A 3,856-nucleotide genomic window follows, 5' to 3' on the forward strand; every position below is an offset into this window, starting at 1 on the left:
CAAAGAAAGAATCCTCAAGGGAATTGAAGAAATCAATACTGAGCCCGTTGTACATTGCTGGAAGAAATTCGATTTACCGCAAGCTAATATGTAAAAGTATTAATGAAACGTATTACTAGTTAGTGCCCGAACGAAAACTATGATTTTTTGTTAAGATCAAAGAAGGCGAAAATTTTAACCACAGTAATACTGGTAGTATTTCGAGGATTAAAAATTGAGTCTGACGCAGATATTGGCAAAAAAAGACAGTTTTCGTTCAGGCACTATTTAAGCTTGGCAGCATCCATATAAAGCCTCAGTTTGTCCACGCCTCCGAACGTAATGATGTGAACCCCCTGACAGAGATCTTTCAGGCCATTTACCGTTTTGGCAAAAAGATCAACACTGGCCTTTTCCAGGTCCGAAGCCTCCGACAGTTTTTTAATGACCCAGTCAGGTACCAACCCTGATTTAAAGTGACGATTGATAAATCTGGCCATTCCGGCGGTTCTTAAAATCATCACTTCCGCAAATACGGGAATCTGAAACGGTTCCACCTGCTTGATAAAGTTTTTAAACTGGTCGAGGTCGAAAATGGGAGTGGTGAGAAAATATTCGGTCCCTATATCTCCCATGGTTTCCATCTCCTGCATCCCCTGTTTGGGAACTTTTTTTCCCAAAGGGGATTCCACACCCGATCCGAGGACAAATTCGATTTCTGAAGCCAGCTTATTACCATCAATGGAGTGGCCCTTCTTTATATGCTCGAGTACCGATGCCAGCTTACCCGAATCCACATGAAAGAACATGGTTTCCTGAAGGCTGTCACCGGTGATGCGATAATCTTCCGTAAAAACAAGGAGATTTTCCACGCCGGTCTCATGGGCATTTGTCAGGTCCTTTTGAAGCTGAATGCGATTTTTATCGCGGGTGGTGGTCTGGTAAATGGCGTTAAATCTGTTATTTTTCAGAATTTCACATGTTTTAATGCTGTCTCCCACAATCCCTTCCAGTTCCACTTCCCCCACCGATACACCGTCCACGCGCCCTTTAATTCGGTTCAGATCCTCAATCAGTTTTTCAGGATTATCGCTCTCCATCGGTGCCTGGATTTCGGAAGTTACAACAAATTTCTTTTTTGTCAGTGCGTCTTTAAGTTTCACAGTTCGCCTCCTTTTATGGCGGTCCGAGAACTCAGGCCACTATTTGAGCTCCAGTAACCGGGCAACTTCCTCCTTCAGTTGAGGGAGGGGCAAAGGTTTGGAAAAGCAGACATCGGCGCCATGAGCCGTCATTTCCTTAAATTTTTCCTCATCCAGATAAGCGGACAAAACGATAATTTTTGTGTCCCGGGTCAGCTTATTTGACTTGACCTTCCGGCAAACTTCGTTTCCTTTGATATCGGGCATCATTATATCCAGAATCATCAGATGGGGGTGAAAGTGATTGACCTGGAGTCCGGCTTCAAACCCGTCGGAAGCGGAAATCACATCGTAATCGTATTCATCCTCTTCAAGGGCCTGAACAATTGTTTCCACAATAATCGGATCGTCATCCACCACCAGGATCCTTTTTCTTTCATCCTTTATCTCCACTTTTGGAATTGGAATCCCCTGCTTTTTCATGAATTCCTCCAGATCCGGCCTTTTTATCCGCCGATGCCCGCCAACAGTCTTGTATGCATTTATATGGCCGGCCTCTATCCAGTTGATGATCGTTTTTGAGGATACTTTACAATGTTTGCTCGCTTCGAAAACGGTAAATATATCATCCATGGTCTTGTCCTCCTTGCACCTTTAAATATCTTCATATGCGACGGTCTTGGTCTGTTTAAAACGAAACTCCCCCGGAAAAGGAAACGGGGTTTTTCAGGATTTATCATAGAGCAGGCAAGTAGCGTTTCGGATCTGATGTTCAGCGCATGATTAGAGAGAAAATTGCGACGGCCAAAAGGAAAGCATGTCTTTAATAAGTTTTAATATTCAATATACCGACTAAAATAGAATGTCAAGAAAAAAATTATAAAAAGTATAATTAATATAATATCTATACTAAATAAGCCCTAAAATTAAGCCATTTATATATTTATTTTATTTATTTTTATAATTCTATTTTTAAAAAGCCCGTATATCCCTCCACCTGTCTTGAATTGGATAGAAATAGCGGAAAGTGTCAATGAAATGGTGATCTTAATAAGGAATGCGGCAGGAAAATGCGGGTTAGCAAAGATTGTAATCCATTAGAATATCAGGCTGTGATAGTTATGTGTTGAACATAATGAAATAATTTGCTATGTTTTTTCTATGAACTTACAAATCTCACATGATCGGAATGATGAAACCATCGAAGCTAAAGCGCTATGGTTTCGGTCACTTAGTCTTTCAGAGAGGATGGATGTGTTTTGCGCTTTTACAGACATGGCCCTTGAATTAAACCCTCAGATTGCGGATAAAAAGCATGCTCAACCGACTAAAGGAAGTGTTCAAATCCTTTCAGCAGCATGATGTCAGATATGTTGTCATCGGAGGTATTGCTGCTGTCCTTTATGGGGTTCCCAGAGCCACATTTGATCTGGATATCTTCATTGAAGCCTCACCACAAAATGCCCAACGATTGATCGATGCGCTGATAGATGCTAAAATGGGCACAGCCACTCTAACCCGCTCCGACGAAATCCTTGCCAATGAAATAACCATATTCAAGGACCGCGTACGAATCGACGTTCAGCTGTCAACGCCAGGCTTGCAATTTGAGAAATCTTGGAGCAGAAAACAAACCATGCAGTATCAGGGACAAGAATTTTACGTTGTTTCGCTAGAAGATCTGATTAGATCGAAACGAGCTGCCGGAAGGGACGTTGATCTTGAAGATATCAGGCTGTTAGAACTTCCTGACGATGATGCCTCATAACCAGACGGTGATAAACGATATTTCGCTGCAATGTCTCTTGTTGTTTCAAACCCCGGTCATGTATCAATTGTTCCTTCATCTCTGACCATCCGTTCATCTCTGTCAGGGATGTGGTTCACCAGGCGGGCGGGCCAATCTAATTTGTTTTCCAAATGAAACGGCTGATACATAAATCACAGCCAGCGGGGTTGTTGTAGGTATACCCCATATATACACTGTAATTTTTATCGTGGGTAAATTCACTTAACAGCAGTCCCAGCGTTTTCTTTTTACCACAGGTGTATATACCATAGGTTTCATTTTCAACGATGTGATTGGCACCGATATAGACTATTATTTTGGCATCTTTATCTTTAGCAAAAATATCATTTTTTAGATTTTTAAACATTTCATTATCGCGGGTGGATTTTCCTTCAATATTCTTTAAAGATACATCGATAAAACATATTTGGAAATCAAGATCGATGGCGACCATCATAAGTTCTGTCCAGCCGGGTTTAGCGTAAGGGTATATTTCTTTTAGGGGTTCTTTTTTGTTCTTATAGGCTTCATAAAAATGTATGATATCAGCTGAGTGGCTGTTTGGGGGAGAATCTTTATTGACCTCTAACGCCAGGTATTTAAAGTTGAGATCTTTGAGTTTAGGAAGGAGTGAGATGACATACAGAGAGTCTTCAACCGGAGGGGGGCTTCCCGAAAGGGCGTTGTCGTGCACCTCGCCAAACATCAAGGTTTGGCAATTTTTGGCTTTTTCAATAATGATGGCATCAATGTTCCCTTTCTCATATTGGCACATCAGGTATCCACAATCGTCACCAGAGGAATCATTTGCGTTCGATATTGAATCTATAGTAGTTCTCAAAAATATTTTCCGTTTGCAAAGCGATGAGGCACGGTCTATCCAATCATAACCCGCTGATTTTATATAGTGTTTTGAGCAATCATAGCTTACTGAAATTATTGAAAA

At 41.3% G+C, this 3,856-nt stretch carries 4 protein-coding genes; 1 reads left to right on the plus strand and 3 read right to left on the minus strand.

Annotated elements, in window-relative coordinates:
* Nucleotides 1–263 precede the first annotated feature (263 nt).
* Both SWH54_05775 and SWH54_05780 read right to left on the minus strand, forming a co-directional pair.
* Nucleotides 264–1,142 (minus strand): methylenetetrahydrofolate reductase, encoded by an 879-nt coding sequence (locus SWH54_05775; protein MDY6790761.1) that lies wholly within the window; start codon nucleotides 1,140–1,142, stop codon nucleotides 264–266.
* Nucleotides 1,143–1,181: 39 nt separating this feature from the next.
* Nucleotides 1,182–1,754 (minus strand): response regulator, encoded by a 573-nt coding sequence (locus SWH54_05780; GenBank protein ID MDY6790762.1) that lies wholly within the window; start codon nucleotides 1,752–1,754, stop codon nucleotides 1,182–1,184.
* A gap of 682 nt (nucleotides 1,755–2,436) precedes the next feature.
* Here SWH54_05780 and SWH54_05785 point away from each other — a divergent pair.
* On the plus strand, nucleotides 2,437–2,889 hold the full coding sequence (locus SWH54_05785) for a nucleotidyltransferase (protein ID MDY6790763.1): 453 nt from the start codon (nucleotides 2,437–2,439) through the stop codon (nucleotides 2,887–2,889).
* A 136-nt stretch (nucleotides 2,890–3,025) separates the two neighbouring features.
* Here the strand turns inward: SWH54_05785 and SWH54_05790 are convergent.
* Nucleotides 3,026–3,856, minus strand: an 831-nt coding sequence (locus SWH54_05790; GenBank protein MDY6790764.1) for a hypothetical protein, incomplete at its 5' end; no start/stop codon positions are given.

It is taken from the genome of Thermodesulfobacteriota bacterium (assembly GCA_034189135.1).
Taxonomy (GTDB): domain Bacteria; phylum Desulfobacterota; class Desulfobacteria; order Desulfobacterales; family JAUWMJ01; genus JAUWMJ01.

Excerpts from the sequence above, each read along its gene's own strand:
- SWH54_05780 (MDY6790762.1), bottom strand. The coding sequence starts at position 1,754 with ATGGATGATATATTTACCGTTTTCGAAGCGAGCAAACATTGTAAAGTA.
- SWH54_05785 (MDY6790763.1), top strand. The coding sequence starts at position 2,437 with ATGCTCAACCGACTAAAGGAAGTGTTCAAATCCTTTCAGCAGCATGAT.